Source organism: Schinkia acidoalkalinis (genome assembly GCF_054301215.1).
Genome location: NZ_CP182573.1, coordinates 1,280,680 through 1,293,642, shown reverse-complemented (window position 1 = coordinate 1,293,642; position 12,963 = coordinate 1,280,680). Strand labels below are relative to the sequence as shown.

25 protein-coding genes are annotated in these 12,963 nt (G+C 35.1%); 20 read left to right on the top strand and 5 right to left on the bottom strand.

The window, feature by feature from the left end; genetic code table 11:
- Nucleotides 1-70: 70 nt before the first annotated feature.
- The 4 genes from ACNQFZ_RS06740 to ACNQFZ_RS06725 all read right to left on the bottom strand — a co-directional run bounded on the left by ACNQFZ_RS06740 (nucleotide 71) and on the right by ACNQFZ_RS06725 (nucleotide 2,963).
- Nucleotides 71-1,114, bottom strand: coding sequence for a hypothetical protein (locus ACNQFZ_RS06740; RefSeq protein ID WP_458414558.1), 1,044 nt, complete (start codon nucleotides 1,112-1,114; stop codon nucleotides 71-73).
- A 73-nt stretch (nucleotides 1,115-1,187) separates the two neighbouring features.
- Nucleotides 1,188-1,451 (bottom strand): hypothetical protein, encoded by a 264-nt coding sequence (locus ACNQFZ_RS06735; protein WP_458414557.1) that lies wholly within the window; start codon nucleotides 1,449-1,451, stop codon nucleotides 1,188-1,190.
- Nucleotides 1,452-1,935: 484 nt separating this feature from the next.
- Entirely contained in the window at nucleotides 1,936-2,625 is a 690-nt protein-coding gene (locus ACNQFZ_RS06730) for a restriction endonuclease (protein WP_458414556.1), read from the bottom strand.
- An 11-nt stretch (nucleotides 2,626-2,636) separates the two neighbouring features.
- Nucleotides 2,637-2,963, bottom strand: coding sequence for a helix-turn-helix domain-containing protein (locus tag ACNQFZ_RS06725; RefSeq protein ID WP_458414555.1), 327 nt, complete (start codon nucleotides 2,961-2,963; stop codon nucleotides 2,637-2,639).
- A gap of 166 nt (nucleotides 2,964-3,129) precedes the next feature.
- Here ACNQFZ_RS06725 and ACNQFZ_RS06720 point away from each other — a divergent pair, with 166 nt between their 5' ends.
- The 10 genes from ACNQFZ_RS06720 (at nucleotide 3,130) to ACNQFZ_RS06675 (ending at nucleotide 9,296) form a co-directional block, all read left to right on the top strand.
- Nucleotides 3,130-3,354, top strand: coding sequence for a helix-turn-helix transcriptional regulator (locus ACNQFZ_RS06720; RefSeq protein ID WP_458414554.1), 225 nt, complete (start codon nucleotides 3,130-3,132; stop codon nucleotides 3,352-3,354).
- Nucleotides 3,355-3,688: 334 nt separating this feature from the next.
- A complete protein-coding gene (locus ACNQFZ_RS06715; RefSeq protein ID WP_458414553.1) occupies nucleotides 3,689-4,009 on the top strand; it encodes a hypothetical protein in 321 nt (106 codons plus the stop codon).
- Nucleotides 4,010-4,082: 73 nt separating this feature from the next.
- Nucleotides 4,083-4,217, top strand: a complete 135-nt coding sequence (locus ACNQFZ_RS06710; RefSeq protein WP_458414552.1) for a hypothetical protein — start codon at nucleotides 4,083-4,085, stop codon at nucleotides 4,215-4,217.
- An 86-nt stretch (nucleotides 4,218-4,303) separates the two neighbouring features.
- On the top strand, nucleotides 4,304-4,630 hold the full coding sequence (locus ACNQFZ_RS06705) for a hypothetical protein (protein WP_458414551.1): 327 nt from the start codon (nucleotides 4,304-4,306) through the stop codon (nucleotides 4,628-4,630).
- A gap of 72 nt (nucleotides 4,631-4,702) precedes the next feature.
- The gene (locus ACNQFZ_RS06700; protein WP_458414550.1) at nucleotides 4,703-5,545 is read left to right on the top strand and encodes a DnaD domain protein; all 843 of its coding nucleotides are present in this window, start codon (nucleotides 4,703-4,705) and stop codon (nucleotides 5,543-5,545) included.
- A 208-nt stretch (nucleotides 5,546-5,753) separates the two neighbouring features.
- Nucleotides 5,754-6,071: a hypothetical protein gene (locus ACNQFZ_RS06695; protein ID WP_458414549.1), complete on the top strand. Its 318-nt coding sequence runs from the start codon at nucleotides 5,754-5,756 to the stop codon at nucleotides 6,069-6,071.
- Entirely contained in the window at nucleotides 6,068-6,268 is a 201-nt protein-coding gene (locus ACNQFZ_RS06690; RefSeq protein WP_458414548.1) for a hypothetical protein, read from the top strand. The genes ACNQFZ_RS06695 and ACNQFZ_RS06690 overlap by 4 nt, the downstream gene beginning before the upstream one ends.
- Before the next feature lie 44 nt (nucleotides 6,269-6,312).
- Nucleotides 6,313-7,803 (top strand): DNA cytosine methyltransferase, encoded by a 1,491-nt coding sequence (locus tag ACNQFZ_RS06685; protein WP_458414547.1) that lies wholly within the window; start codon nucleotides 6,313-6,315, stop codon nucleotides 7,801-7,803.
- Between the two features lie 841 nt (nucleotides 7,804-8,644).
- On the top strand, nucleotides 8,645-8,827 hold the full coding sequence (locus ACNQFZ_RS06680) for a hypothetical protein (protein ID WP_458414546.1): 183 nt from the start codon (nucleotides 8,645-8,647) through the stop codon (nucleotides 8,825-8,827).
- A gap of 19 nt (nucleotides 8,828-8,846) precedes the next feature.
- Nucleotides 8,847-9,296 (top strand): ASCH domain-containing protein, encoded by a 450-nt coding sequence (locus ACNQFZ_RS06675; RefSeq protein ID WP_458414545.1) that lies wholly within the window; start codon nucleotides 8,847-8,849, stop codon nucleotides 9,294-9,296.
- 17 nt (nucleotides 9,297-9,313) lie between these two features.
- On the opposite strand, the gene ACNQFZ_RS06670 is transcribed toward ACNQFZ_RS06675, so the two are convergent.
- The gene (locus ACNQFZ_RS06670) at nucleotides 9,314-9,484 is read right to left on the bottom strand and encodes an aspartyl-phosphate phosphatase Spo0E family protein (RefSeq protein WP_458415330.1); all 171 of its coding nucleotides are present in this window, start codon (nucleotides 9,482-9,484) and stop codon (nucleotides 9,314-9,316) included.
- A 152-nt stretch (nucleotides 9,485-9,636) separates the two neighbouring features.
- Here ACNQFZ_RS06670 and ACNQFZ_RS06665 point away from each other — a divergent pair, with 152 nt between their 5' ends.
- From ACNQFZ_RS06665 to ACNQFZ_RS06620, 10 genes are all read left to right on the top strand, one after another.
- On the top strand, nucleotides 9,637-9,792 hold the full coding sequence (locus ACNQFZ_RS06665) for a hypothetical protein (protein ID WP_458414544.1): 156 nt from the start codon (nucleotides 9,637-9,639) through the stop codon (nucleotides 9,790-9,792).
- A 134-nt stretch (nucleotides 9,793-9,926) separates the two neighbouring features.
- Nucleotides 9,927-10,418, top strand: a complete 492-nt coding sequence (locus ACNQFZ_RS06660; protein ID WP_458414543.1) for a thioredoxin family protein — start codon at nucleotides 9,927-9,929, stop codon at nucleotides 10,416-10,418.
- A complete protein-coding gene (locus ACNQFZ_RS06655; protein WP_458414542.1) occupies nucleotides 10,411-11,025 on the top strand; it encodes a TraX family protein in 615 nt (204 codons plus the stop codon). The genes ACNQFZ_RS06660 and ACNQFZ_RS06655 overlap by 8 nt, the downstream gene beginning before the upstream one ends.
- On the top strand, nucleotides 11,026-11,289 hold the full coding sequence (locus ACNQFZ_RS06650; RefSeq protein WP_458414541.1) for a hypothetical protein: 264 nt from the start codon (nucleotides 11,026-11,028) through the stop codon (nucleotides 11,287-11,289).
- 295 nt (nucleotides 11,290-11,584) lie between these two features.
- On the top strand, nucleotides 11,585-11,890 hold the full coding sequence (locus tag ACNQFZ_RS06645; protein ID WP_458414540.1) for a hypothetical protein: 306 nt from the start codon (nucleotides 11,585-11,587) through the stop codon (nucleotides 11,888-11,890).
- Nucleotides 11,891-11,896: 6 nt separating this feature from the next.
- Nucleotides 11,897-12,061 (top strand): hypothetical protein, encoded by a 165-nt coding sequence (locus ACNQFZ_RS06640; protein ID WP_458414539.1) that lies wholly within the window; start codon nucleotides 11,897-11,899, stop codon nucleotides 12,059-12,061.
- Nucleotides 12,052-12,234, top strand: coding sequence for a hypothetical protein (locus ACNQFZ_RS06635; protein ID WP_458414538.1), 183 nt, complete (start codon nucleotides 12,052-12,054; stop codon nucleotides 12,232-12,234). Before ACNQFZ_RS06640 ends, ACNQFZ_RS06635 begins: the two co-directional genes overlap by 10 nt.
- A 51-nt stretch (nucleotides 12,235-12,285) precedes the next feature.
- Complete coding sequence (locus tag ACNQFZ_RS06630; RefSeq protein ID WP_458414537.1) at nucleotides 12,286-12,462, top strand: PTS ascorbate transporter subunit IIC; 177 nt, start codon at nucleotides 12,286-12,288, stop codon at nucleotides 12,460-12,462.
- A 12-nt stretch (nucleotides 12,463-12,474) separates the two neighbouring features.
- A complete protein-coding gene (locus ACNQFZ_RS06625; RefSeq protein ID WP_458414536.1) occupies nucleotides 12,475-12,684 on the top strand; it encodes a hypothetical protein in 210 nt (69 codons plus the stop codon).
- A gap of 78 nt (nucleotides 12,685-12,762) precedes the next feature.
- The gene (locus tag ACNQFZ_RS06620) at nucleotides 12,763-12,954 is read left to right on the top strand and encodes a hypothetical protein (RefSeq protein ID WP_458414535.1); all 192 of its coding nucleotides are present in this window, start codon (nucleotides 12,763-12,765) and stop codon (nucleotides 12,952-12,954) included.
- Nucleotides 12,955-12,963 lie beyond the last annotated feature (9 nt).

Here is a 12,963-nt window from a genome sequence, read left to right as displayed (position 1 = left end):
ATTATAAGAACCTGTGTTCTATTTGTCGACAAAAAATAGGCCTTTTGTCACAAAAAGGCTAAAATAATAGTTATATTCCATCTAGATTATCAGGATGGGTCTTGTAATTATAAGATCCGTCAATCTCAGTGGTTGTACTTGGAACTGGGGCGCTTCCGCCACCGTCCCCCGGTGAAGGTGGCGCCGTCCCTTCATCACTAGGTAAGGGATATGGCGTAAATGGATGCAGCTCTACAATCGGCGGCTGTGGCTTTTCCACTTCATCTGTAGGATTGTGCTCCCACTCTCCTGCATCGGTTTCGCCCGGAATAGGGTATTCAGTCGGCGGATCCGGTAAAGCCTCCACAGGGTCCTTTATATCGAATCCACCTGTTGGATCGTCATTGAACTGGATTTCTGGGGCATCATTCTCTATATCTGTCGATGTAAAACCTGAATCACCTAAATCAGGATTCTCGATCATTTCCGGCGCCGAATTTTCAAAGTCGTAAGTATCAACAGGGGCCGGGTCACTTGGCGCACTAGGCAGGCTTGGCGGCTGCCCTACAATTTCATTCTTAATAGTGTCCGTTTGGTCCGCAATTGCTTCGGTGATGCTTGGGAAACCGTCAATAATGTCATTTATTTTACCCATGTACTCATCCCAACCTGGACATTCAAACATTTCGCATCCTGGGCACTCAATGCCGCCAGAAGGGGGAGGGTCTGTTGTTCCTCCACCATCATCCGGTGGTGGCTCTTCCGTTCCTCCGGTATCATTTCCTGCTCCACAATTTACAGATGGTTGTTTGATTTCCGTTAAAGTAAATTTCTGTCCATCTTCACTACCTACAATATTCCCGTTTATATCATAGAACTTAAAAACAAATTCACCGTTACAATTCGTTGAATAGCTTTCAGCAGATAGAGGGTTTAAATTTTCAGAGCTGTAAACAAAAATTCCATCAACCCAAATCTTATAATATTGTGCCGGTAGATAATCACCATTCAATTCTATTGTGATATCATACGTATCATTTGGCTCATAATATTCAACCTGAGTAACATACGCTGCCGATGCATAAATAGGGGAGAGGCTAAATACTAAAAGTAGGGCCATAATTATTTTTTTCATAGCATCATTCCTAAAAAATAAACATGGCATGCCATGTTTAAATCTAAATTTATTAATTGATTAAATCTTTATTTTACCTATTTGACCACCAATTTTTTGCTCCATCTTTGAAGCTATCGCGAAAACTCAAGGGATCATCTCTAAAATATCGTTTATTAATATTCCTTCTATTTTTTTCTACTAAAACAGCAGATTTAATAAAACTAATAAGCGAAGGCGCTAATCTAATTACACTTGTTAACAAGACAAATGAAGCAATTATCATAATTAGAGAAATTGCCGTTTGTAATAAATCATTTGCACTAAAAGGTATCGATACTCCAGATAAATCAATCATTCCGTTCACCTCATTCCAAAGTTTTTACATCTTACTTTCATTGAACAATAAAGGCGAACGTGTGTAGAGTGGGAAAATATTTTTGGCATATCGGGGAATTTTTTATTGTTTTATGATAAAATATTGCAGACAACTACATAGCAGGGTGGGCGGTTGACATTCCCCGATAGAAAGGGGGTGTTAACCAGTGGTTACAATAGACGTGGCAACACTTGCAATATCATTTGCAATGCTAGTTCTAACAATAATCATGGTTGTAATCATGATAATTCAAATAAAAAAGTAACCCACCCTGCGGCCGACCAAGCTAAGGGTGGATTACTCTTTTGATTCTACTCAGTTTTGTGTCAATCGCTCTTTCTGCGATAAGTAGTTTGTTACAGCCGTCAATGTTAGTAGCATTGGCGGTCTTTTTATTTTATGTTTCTTTATATAAAATATAACATATATCATTAAATTTTTCACCATTGGTGGTGGTTTTTATTCATACATTAACCAGCTTTTTCTTTTTCGCCTCTTCCTTTTGCCACTTTACAATCTTGTTTTCAACCCAAGCAAGGTTATGACATTCTATTTTTCTGTCCCCAGCTTCAGCGAGAGCATTATTTGAATATTCACCTGTTGTAATAAATTCAGCTAGTAAACAATTATGATTCCTTTTTGAACCTACTAATTCTCTAATTAGTTTAGTTTCAATTTGATTTCCTGAGCCAATTCTATGTTTAATTTGAACAGCAACTTTAGCTTTATGATATGGGGAGTAATACGTTAGATCTACTCCACCATCAGCTCCATCTTTTGTAAGTTCTGGTTTATATCCCTTTGCTTTGTAGTACATAAAACATAGTCTTTCAAACTCTTTCCATGACATTTTTTCTAATGGTAATTTTAAAATTTCATCATCAGATGATAATCTATTTGCAGAAGTAATGCTTGTACCATTTTTTGAAGTTGTTTTTATAGGTTGTTTGTTTTTTGTGGATTTCTTAGAAGCGTTTTTCTTTGAAGGTATAATTCTTAATGTTAATCCATAAAACATAGCAGCAATTATTGGTATTCCGAAAACAGTGTATACATTTGATATCCCTAATTTAAACCATACAACATAACCAACAGGTATGAAAAAACAGGCAGCTACAAAACCCGCAATTGTTTCTCTATCTTTTTTATTCATTTTGTCCCCCTTTATTCTTTATTCCGTTGTTTCGCTTGCCATTTCACAAATTCAATGTGTTTCTTAATATCCTCAATATCCTGTTCTGTTAAATCATCTTTATCGAAAAAGAAAAGGTTTGAATGTTTTTCTTCTTTTACATGCTCCTTTCCAGTTATTAGATAGTCGATAGATACATCATGATATTCTGCAAGTTTATGGAGGGTTTCATAATCGGGTTGCCTTCTCCCTGATTCATAAGCAGTATAAGCAGGCCTAGTTATACCTAATAACTTTGCCATATCATCTTGTGTTTTATGTTTTTCTTTTCTTAACTGTGACAGACGCTTTCCCAACATGTGAATTCCCCCATTCATAAATTTATTTTACTGTAACAAGTTGTTACTTTTAAAGGTTAGTAACAAAAGGAATCATTTTATTCAAAAAACGTATTGACATGTAACAAAACGATACGTATTATAAAAATATAAGGTGTCAGTTCGTTACCGAGGAGGTGCTTTCAAAATGAGAAAATGGTTGCATGATATTAGAATTAATAAAAATATGACACATGATGAAGTAGCTAAAAGAGCTGGTATTCAACGAGCATATTACACAATGATTGAAAACGGAAAAAGAAATCCAAGTGTCGCAGTTGCAAAAGAATTAGCTAGGGTACTTGAATTTGACTGGACAATTTTTTTTGAAAATAAATGTAACATAATGACACTGAAAAAGAATTCAGCATGAAAGCAATAACTTTTTTACTCTAAACCGCTATTTATCCTATGAAAGGTTGTGAAAATATTGAACTGTTACCATTATTCAGTTTCAAACGATGAAAAAGTAATTGAATCCGGTTATCTTCATGCGTCCAATGATGTAATACTTGGAAAACGATTATCAAGTGAAATACTACCCTGTGTTGACCGCTATACTTCTTTCAAATTTTCGAAAGCGTTTTGTCAGAAATGCAATGGAGATCATGAGGTTACAAATTTCTGTATCAGTAATCGTGAATTTGTTCTTTGCCAAAGCTGCAGGTTTTCGTTTTTAAGTAACCTGAAAGAAGGAGTTGTTTGAATTGACTACTAAAACAAATGTTATTCCGGCCCATTTATCCAATGCTCGTTACTGGAGAGGAACATTGTTTCTTTTTCAAAATCATTCAAAGTTGAATCAGTATTTTACAACAAAGTATTTTGATTTCAAATTGGAAAGAATTAAAATCCAATCTTTAAAAAGAACATTTGCTCCTTTTTCAACTAGCGAAAAAATCATGTTAAATCTCGCCCTACATTTGTATAACGAAAGTAATAAATTCAATCTTAGCGACTTGGATTACCTTGATAGCAATAATAAGGCCCTTGCTTTTAAAGCTATAACCATGAGGTTTAATTACTAATAATAGACTTCTAATTTACTAAAAAACTAGTGCATATATATGCTCCAAATACGAAATGGGGGAGCTGGTTAGAATGTTACGAATCCAATTGGATAAAGAGCAAACTTTGAAATTTTTGAGCTGTTTTATCGAAGATGCCAGACGAATTGTGATTGAAAGAAAGCAAGCTGCCCAAAAAGAAACACCGAAGGAGGGGACAGCAAGCTAGGGGCTATTGCTCCTTTATGCAGCAGTTTGCAAAAAATGTTGTCGTTACTTTAATTTTAATCCATTTTTTTCTAGGAGGGTGTCGAAATGAATATAATTACTGAAAATGTCACTAAAGTACTAGGTGAGGATGTGGAAAATTACCTACGTGAAATGGAAATTGGCTTTAGCTGTATTGATGAAATGTATGAATCTTTTTTAGATGGAGATATAGAAGATGTAATGCTTTGCATGAAGGATCTACAAGATGCAATGCACTCGTTGCAGAAAATGCTTGCTAAAAAAGAACGTAGGGACAAGCTAGTTGCATTAGTGGATGGATTTAAGAGCAGGGGTATTCAGGTTGATTTTGTAAGTAGATTGATAAATGAAGAAGCAGCAAGTGCTGGAACACTTACTGCAATGAGTAAATAAAAATTAACTTAAATAAAGTTTACCTTATATCAACAAATCAATCAATATTCTCATGTGGAAGTAGGTGATTGAGTGAACTACATTAAAGAGATTAACGCCTTTTATGATTGGCTCGAAACAAATTCTATATCAACATCAGCTATTGTATTATGGCATGCGCTAATGGCCATAAACAATAAATGCGGATGGATACCGGAGTTTACTGTAGCTACATCAGTCCTTGAAGTTAAAACAGGATTAAATAGGCGAACTATAGAAAGGGCTCGAAACGAGCTAAAACAAAAAAATCGAATCAACTGGAATTCCCGAAAAGGTAATCAGTCAGCTTTATACAAACTTGTGCGCTTTTATGACGCACAAACAGTCGTGCAAGATGTTGTGGATAAAACCCTTGTACGACAAGAAGCTATTAGTTTTGACGCACAATATGTCGCACAGGATGACGCACAATATGTCGCACAGGATGACGCGCAACCTGTCGCCATTAATAAACTAAATAAAACTAAACTAAACGAAACTAAACTATCTTTAAATCTGGATGTTGATGTAGAACCTAATAATATTTGGGATTCATTTTTCAAGGCATTCGGCAAACACCCTACACCCATCCAAATTGAAAAAATTAATAGTTTTATAGATCAAGATGGTTTAAGTGTTGATTTAGTTTGTTTTGGACTTTTAAAAACTGGCGAACGGGGTATGCCTTTTAATTATGCTGAGAGTACGTTTAAGAGCTGGAAAAAGAAAAACATACTTACATACCAACAAGCTCTAGAAGAACAAAAAGCTTATAAGCAAGGTATTTCTAGCCCAGAACGTCAATGGGCAGAGACCAATAAAGCTAACAGACCATCTCCAGTTACAGGGGAAGGTAAAGATATCCTTTACGATTGGTTAAATGTCAGTAACGAATAGCTTATCTCTCTTTCAGAATTTGAATTCAACATGTATCAAGACTTCCTAGAATTTAAAAAGCCATTGAATGGTTTAATTTGGAGGTCTTTTTATTAACAGAAAAGGACGTGTAACACATGTATTATCTACTGTGGTTAATAAGCATTTTATTAATTTTGCGCCTAATATTTGTACTAAGTGAAGATATTGAGTGAAAGGTGGATTGCTTATGTTTATGACTAAGACACGATTAAGATTTGCGACTGACCATTATAGAGATGTGTTAATTAAGCAATTGACGAAAGCAGGGTATTCAACTGAAGATGGTCGAAGCATTGATGAATTGTCCATAAGGGAGCTCATAAAGGAATGGCAAATCGTGAAGGTGAGGGGGATAGATAAAATGGAGTTGTTAGTAGTTCATTTCATGCGAGAATACAAGCTTACTAGAAAGCAAGCTGAGAAATTGCTCAATGAGTCTTTGGCGGACTTTGATGTTATGCGATCAATCCTAAAGGCGGCCAATCGGAAGGTGATTACTCCGTGATTCCTAATATGCAAATTAGATATTCGCCTGACTATAATACCGTGAGAAGAATCAATGAATTACAGGATATTTTGAATGAAGAATTAATAAAAGACAGCGAATTTACCGGAAAAGATTATGCCGGTTATTCGATTAATCAAATTGTGCATCTTGCGATTTGGAAGCTTTATCAAGAAAAAACGGGAAAATCCGTTTAATGAACATTTGATCAAAAATGTGTAGCAGTTAAGGAGGGTGAGAAATGCAGCTTAACTTATTTAGAGAAATAATAGTTGATAACTTTGCAGGTGGGGGCGGTGCCTCAACAGGAATCGAAATGGCAACCGGTCTTTCAGTCGATATTGCCATAAATCATGATCCAACTGCCATAGCCATGCATAAAGCTAATCATCCAGAAACCGAGCATTATTGTGAAAACGTATGGGATATTGATCCTAAAAAGGCTGTTAGAGGTCGTAAAGTGGGATTAGCCTGGTTTAGTCCAGATTGTAAACACTTTTCAAAAGCAAAAGGTTCTAAACCAGTTGATAAGAAAATAAGAGGACTTGCTTGGATAGCGGTTAAATGGGCGATTGCAGTAAAACCTAGGGTTATCATGTTAGAAAACGTTGAGGAATTTAAGACGTGGGGACCTTTGATGGAAAATAAAAAAGGGCAATTGATACCTGATCCTGATAGAAAAGGAGAAACCTTTAATTCATTTGTAAAGTCATTAGAATCACTTGGATACCAAGTTGAATTTAAAGAACTAAAAGCATGTGATTTTGGAGCTCCTACAATCAGAAAACGATTCTTTATGATAGCTAGACGTGATGGTCGTCCAATTGTGTGGCCTGAACCTACTCATGGTGATCCAAACAGTATTGAAGTGAAAAATGGAAAATTCAAACCATGGAGAACAGCTGCTGAAATAATTGATTGGTCATTACCTTGCCCATCAATATTTGATACTAGTGAGAATATTAGAAATGCGTTTGGTATTAACACAGTTCGTCCACTTTCTGAAAATACACAAAAGCGTATAGCAAGAGGTATAAAACGTTTTGTACTAGATAATCCTAGGCCTTTCATAGTAAGAATTGGGCAAACTGGTTTCGGTGGTGACAGGCTTCAATATGATTTAGAAAAGCCATTAACTACTATAACAACAAAGGCAGAACATTGTTTGGTTGTTCCTTTTCTTACAAGCTATCACTCTGAAACTCAACCAAATGAAGTAAGAGGATTAGGTGTAGACCAACCATTGCATACGCTTGATACATCAAACAGATACGGTCTAGTTACAGCATTTATTTCACAACAGTATAAAAATTCAATTGGTCATGGTGTAGATCAACCACTTGGATCTATAACAACAGTCAATAAAGCAAGTTCAGTAACAGCATTTCTAATTAAATATTATGGTTCCGATTTAGGTCAATCACTTGATGAACCGTTACACACTATCACAACTAAGGACAGATTTGGGTTAGTTACGATCCGGGGTGAAAAATACAGAATCGTAGATATCGGATTTAGAATGTTACAACCGCATGAATTATATCCAGCTCAGGGGTTCCCTTTACAGTACATTTTCGAAAGGGATTATAAAGGAAAACCCATAAACAAAACAGACCAAGTAGCAAAGTGCGGTAATTCAGTTTCACCGGTAATTCCTCAAGCTCTAGTTAAAGCTAATTTACCGGAATTTTGTGTGGAACATACAAGATTTAGTCCAGCAATAGCGAACTAGGTATAAAAAAGTAAAAACCATGGCTTAGAGCTATAATTGTATAATTTACTATTTAAATCTTGTAACAATGCTTTTTTATAGCATTGCCACAAAACTTTTAGTGCTTATTACATATGGAAATAGATGTAATAACACTGAAATAGTATTATAGCGTCTTTGAGTGAAATACTAAATTTCCCTCGCACCATGGTTATCACCACCGTATTAAATTATAGGGTATAGTATGCACCAATTTAAAAAAAGTTATACTTTCTCACAGATAATGTTGATGCACATTTCGAACAATATATACTGAAAAGAAGTAAGCACAGTAATATATGGCTAAAAATTTTTAAAAATTTTTCTCATTTCTTTTCTGCACAAATTGCAGTTTATCATGTATGTAGGTTGAAATTGGATTGTTTTTAAAATTTTCTTTTTCAACGTTGAATTTTCTATTTTGATTTCATGACCACATAAGCAAGAATGCTGGTTGTTAAAAGCATGGATGATTTCATCGATTTTAATTGTTGGATAGATCATCGCTATAGCCTCTTTAATAAATATTAGTTTAGTTGTATTAATGAAAGCAATTTCTATCTTAATATAAAAAATCAAATAATAGAACCTAAAATTTTAGATTTATGCAATAAAAGCTTCTAGATAATGAAAATGATTGTAAATACAAAGTAGGGAAAATCTTATATTAAGGAATATATCCCAAGAACTCAATTTCTAACGTGACGAGTTATAGAAAGAAAAAAAACTTAGATTACGGATTATGCACAGCAAGAAAACTAGGTTGTAATGGCGATTGTTTAATGCACATTCCAAACAAATTTTGAAGTAAGAAGGTGAGCCTATGAATCTTAATGATAAAGTTGCAGAAGCATATTTAGAAGAAATAAGAATGCATTTATCGAGGATGTTTAATCAAGAACAAACGACAGAAGAGGCTTTAAGACTTGTTATCGAAAGCTTCTATAGCCGTTATTTTTACGACATAAAAGAAATAAATAAGCAATTCGTAGTTCGAAATGACTGAGAAGTAAGAAGGTGATTAAATGAAAGCTATTACTATTAAACAACCCTGGGCAACGCTTATTGCTCTTGGAGAAAAGAAATTTGAAACACGTTCATGGCAAACGAAATATCGAGGGGAAATTGCCATACATGCAGGGAAAACAATAGATAAGGGAGCCTTTGATGAGGTTGCGATAATGGAAGCTCTATTAAGACACGGAATTAAATCAAAAGAAGAATTGCCAACAGCTGCAATTATCGCAACAGTGGACTTGGTGGAATGCCATAAGGTAACAGCGGATTATATGTCTATGTACGATGAAGAAAAAGCTGGAACGGAAAATGGTTTACTTATTGAAGGTAATGAATGGTGGTTTGGTGACTATACAGAAGGTCGCTATGCATGGGAACTAACAAACTTATATGTATTACCCGAACCAATTCAAGCAAAAGGTCAGCTTAGTTTGTGGGAATGGAAAGAAAGTAGTTAATGACCATTTCGATTTAACTACGTAATATTGTAAGACTGAATAATGTTAAGTAATTGATCAAGTTTCTGACTTAATGCAATTGTAGCCGGGTGTGTTAATCCCTTTTCCATACCACATTTAATTAGTTTTTCTTTTAAATTATTAATATCAAATTCAATAGTACTTAGTTCCTTTTCATCGATAATCATGGTATTCAATCTCCTAGATTTTTTACAAACAGGATAAATATACCATAAATATTGTTGGATAAACGTGAAATTCGTCACGAAATTGTTAATTTGAATAGGTAGTTAGTGCTATGCGTGGAGTGGTATGACACTAAACGAAGGAGTGGAGAAATTTGAAAATTAATACCTATCCAAAAATGAATAAAGAAATTAAAAATCTATTGCGTCTAAGTGGAAAACAAAGTAGCTTGTATGCAGCTCAACGCATTGAGGAACTTGAAGAAGAAGTAGGGAAATTGAGAGAGCAGCTGAAGGAGAAGATTGAATAAGCTATGAAAATTCTAGAAAACTACATTAAGAAAAATTTTATAAATTTGATGATAGGATTTTTCGTTGGCTTTCTCTATGCAACATACTTCTGGTACTGGATTTTAGAAACTTTTTAAAACTTGGAGATGAAGATATGAAAAAGAAAAGACCAATATTGTTTACTGTAGGTTTACTAACAATCATTGTATTGTCAATGTTCGCCATCAATATGCTAAACAAAACAGCAGCTGAGGGAAATCCTTATAAAAAAGAAACCCTTCATCCTGCCACAATTGCTCAACTGGATGATTCAAATTACAAAAATATTATCCTTCCAGATGAATTAGAGAAAATTTTACAAAATGACGGTACAGCTTATATATATTTTTACAGTCCGACTTGTTCCCATTGCAAAGTAACATCACCTGTTGTAGTCCCAATGGCAAAGGAAAAGGGAGTCAATTTGCAGCTTTATAATTTATTAGAGTTTAAGGATGGATGGGAAACTTATAAAATAACGGGCACACCAACCATTGTTTATTTTGAAAACGGCAAAGAAGCTACAAGGATCGAAGGCGGAGTTGAGAAAGAGCAATTTGAGCAATGGTTTGATGAAACGAAAAAAGAGGTGGGAAAGGATGATTGAAGCAATTGCAATGATTTCTATGCTTATTGATCACGTCGGGATTGTATTCTTCCCTGATGAGCCCCTATTTCGTGTTCTTGGAAGGCTTGCATTTCCTTTGTATGCGTGGGGAATTGTTCAGGGGTACTTTTATACTCGTAGCCTAAAAAACTATCAGAAACGGCTGTTATGGCTCGCTGTGGCGTCGCAGATTCCTTTTATGATGATTGCCGGCTTTAGATTAAATGTTATTTTCACGTTTTTGCTTTGTATATTGATTATAAGGCTCCTGGAGAGCAAGTGGAGAGAAAAATATTCACTAGTAATATTACTTGCTTTATTCACTCAATTTTTCAGCGATTACGGGGCCTATGCGATTTTATTAGTTTTGATTTTTAAATACTTCAAAGGGTACAACATAGCAGCTGCTCATTTGGCACTTGATTTGTTTTTTGCGGTCATGTTTGGGTGGTTTTTACAGCCTTTTAGTGTTATTGCTACCTTGATTATTTTAAATAAGGACAAGCTTAAGAAAATAAAAGTGAATAGGTTGTTTTATAGGTCTTTCTATCCGGCACATCTAATGGTGTTGGTATTGATTCACAGTCTTATTAAAGGAGGGCTATGAGTGGCTTTTTTATCGTTTGTTAAGTCTAGAGGTGAAAAGTATGTATATGTAACCGAATATTGTGGGCAGAAGGAATATTCGTCCAGTAGCAAAAATCATATTTATTCTTTGGGAAAGCAAGAGGAGGCCCTCTTTACTTTGCAGGCATGGGATTTGAATTTTGAACATTTTCCGAAGGAACTTAAGAATAAAGGGTACTCGAAACAGGACTTAAAAAAGTGGATTCAGGATATAAAAATGAGTCATAAAAAGGTGAGTGTATAAGAAGAATGGCTGCCATGCTATTCTTTTTTTTGTTTGAAAACGTGTGATGTTTTAATGATATATTATATCTATTTTATTTTCCTCCGTTTGGCTTCTGTTTTGGTAATTTTTGGAAGTTTCGAAAAAGACTTTATGAAATGCTACCTCCTGTTTTCGTTTAATTTTCCGAAAACATTAAAATTCTTCAATTTTATTTAAATATGCCAAAATTTTTTTGCCACTTCTAAATTTTTCAAAATCCTTCTAGACTTGTAGATAAATAGAAATATACGTTCTCGTAAAGCAGGTGAAAATCATGCAGGAAGAGGGAACAACAATAACGCAAACTGAAACTGGCACCGATGCTACGACTTCTGGTACATCTGATACTTCCACTACATCTGGTAGTGAAGTTGTTGGCCAAGAGACGCAGACAGGAAATGTCCAAGCGAGTGAGGGAACTGTTTTAGACGTTAAAGAAATAAGAACGGAAACAGTTTTCGAAACGGCGCAAGGGACGATTCATCTAATACATGAAATGACATTAGGTGATGTTGTAGTTTCAATGTTTCTCATGTTTATTCTCATTTTTCACATTCTAGATAGATTTATTAGGAGGTAGTTATGTATGACTACCGAAATTGAACAAGCGTTTCCATATGAAGTGTTGGCTGGATCACCAAAAGAAATTGGTTTGGTTTATGTCGTTATCTTGCTGGCTTGCATTGTAGCATACCCTGTCGTGTCTTTTATTGTTAGCACGATTGCAAAGGGGTTGGCGAAATGGAGGTAGGCATTACAAGTGATGTAGAACCTATGATGTTGAAGCATGAAGTTGGTGGTTTAGTCGCTGAGGCCGTGAAAATCGTGCTAGGTAATCCAGATGTGATTGTGACGATGATTGGTTTTGCATTTTTCATTACATTGTGTCTGGTTATTATAGAAGTTTATCAAAAATTTCGTTAACTATTCGCTATTTAATATTCGTTATCAATTTTTCTTTAGGAGGGATGGCCAATGTATTTATTAACAGCACCAGCAAGTTTGGCGAATGTTTTTGATTGGTCATTTTTCTGGGGAATATTCGGATTTTTGATGAGTGTAGCTTCACCGTTTGTCATGCTTTCGGTGGCTATTTCAGCGGTGGGTTTATTGATTTACGTTATTGTCCGAGCTGTTAGAAATAAGAATTAGGGGGCGTAATCAATGCCCGAATTTCAGACGTTTTTCACTGGTGAGAGGCTCACGGATTTTTGGTACTTTGTCAAATGGTTTTTATTCCTCATTGCGCCTATGGTCATGATTTTTATTGCATCTGAGGTAGTAGGAAAAGTGATTGAAGTTATAAAAAACGCAATAAGGAAAGACAAAGATAAAGGCAAAGATGATGACGATTATGATGTTTATCGGTATTAACTAGCATTTGATATCCTTTTGATAGCAATTGCTAGTCATATAAAAAAATAAAATTTATATCTTAGGGAGGAATTTATTATGTTAGGAAGTTCAGCAGCAATTGATTTTTCAGGAGTAACATTACCATTTAATGCGACTGATTTATTACAATCAGCAATGGGCTTAGTTGGTCTAGTAGGTACATTCGTACTTCTAGGGGTGGCAATTGCATTTGCTCCACGTATTGTTAGCTTCATTAAAGGTGCAATTACAAGCCGCAGCAAAGCCTAATATTGCAAA